This is a genomic window from Vibrio sp. Vb0888 (assembly GCF_033338835.1).
Classification (GTDB): domain Bacteria; phylum Pseudomonadota; class Gammaproteobacteria; order Enterobacterales; family Vibrionaceae; genus Vibrio; species Vibrio alginolyticus.
In genome coordinates, this window is the sequence record NZ_JAWOTL010000127.1 from 1 (window position 1) to 1,411 (window position 1,411).

At 61.7% G+C, this 1,411-nt stretch carries 2 protein-coding genes; one reads left to right on the plus strand and one right to left on the minus strand.

Annotated features, from left to right (window positions below; genetic code table 11):
- Nucleotides 1-377: TetR family transcriptional regulator (locus tag R7P72_RS24380; protein ID WP_318110880.1), on the minus strand; the 377-nt coding region annotated here is incomplete at its 3' end.
- A 105-nt stretch (nucleotides 378-482) separates the two neighbouring features.
- Here R7P72_RS24380 and tet point away from each other — a divergent pair.
- On the plus strand, nucleotides 483-1,411 hold a 929-nt coding region (gene tet, locus R7P72_RS24385), incomplete at its 3' end, for a Tet(A)/Tet(B)/Tet(C) family tetracycline efflux MFS transporter (protein WP_318110879.1).

Genomic DNA, 1,411 nt, shown 5'->3' on the forward strand with positions numbered 1-1,411 from the left:
GAAAAGCCAGCATCGCAAAGGAAGCGAAGCTGCGCGTCGGCTTTTTCCATCTGCGGCGCGGCTGGCCGCGTCCCGGCATGAATACGCGCGCCATCGCGATAAGCGAGCAACGCCCGTCGAAAACTGCATGCATTGCCCTTCAGGAATGAGCGCCAGTCGTCGTCGGCTCTCGGCACCGAATGCGTATGATTCTCCGCCAGCATGGCTTCGGCCAGTGCGTCGAGCAGCGCCCGCTTGTTCCTGAAGTGCCAGTAAAGCGCCGGCTGCTGAACCCCCAACCGTTCCGCCAGTTTGCGTGTCGTCAGACCGTCTACGCCGACCTCGTTCAACAGGTCCAGGGCGGCACGGATCACTGTATTCGGCTGCAACTTTGTCATGCTTGACACTTTATCACTGATAAACATAATATGTCCACCAACTTATCAGTGATAAAGAATCCGCGCGTTCAATCGGACCAGCGGAGGCTGGTCCGGAGGCCAGACGTGAAACCCAACAGACCCCTGATCGTAATTCTGAGCACTGTCGCGCTCGACGCTGTCGGCATCGGCCTGATTATGCCGGTGCTGCCGGGCCTCCTGCGCGATCTGGTTCACTCGAACGACGTCACCGCCCACTATGGCATTCTGCTGGCGCTGTATGCGTTGATGCAATTTGCCTGCGCACCTGTGCTGGGCGCGCTGTCGGATCGTTTCGGGCGGCGGCCGGTCTTGCTCGTCTCGCTGGCCGGCGCTGCTGTCGACTACGCCATCATGGCGACGGCGCCTTTCCTTTGGGTTCTCTATATCGGGCGGATCGTGGCCGGCATCACCGGGGCGACTGGGGCGGTAGCCGGCGCTTATATTGCCGATATCACTGATGGCGATGAGCGCGCGCGGCACTTCGGCTTCATGAGCGCCTGTTTCGGGTTCGGGATGGTCGCGGGACCTGTGCTCGGTGGGCTGATGGGCGGTTTCTCCCCCCACGCTCCGTTCTTCGCCGCGGCAGCCTTGAACGGCCTCAATTTCCTGACGGGCTGTTTCCTTTTGCCGGAGTCGCACAAAGGCGAACGCCGGCCGTTACGCCGGGAGGCTCTCAACCCGCTCGCTTCGTTCCGGTGGGCCCGGGGCATGACCGTCGTCGCCGCCCTGATGGCGGTCTTCTTCATCATGCAACTTGTCGGACAGGTGCCGGCCGCGCTTTGGGTCATTTTCGGCGAGGATCGCTTTCACTGGGACGCGACCACGATCGGCATTTCGCTTGCCGCATTTGGCATTCTGCATTCACTCGCCCAGGCAATGATCACCGGCCCTGTAGCCGCCCGGCTCGGCGAAAGGCGGGCACTCATGCTCGGAATTATTGCCGACGGCACAGGCTACATCCTGCTTGCCTTCTCGACACGGGGATGGATGGCGTTCCCGATCATGGTCCTGCT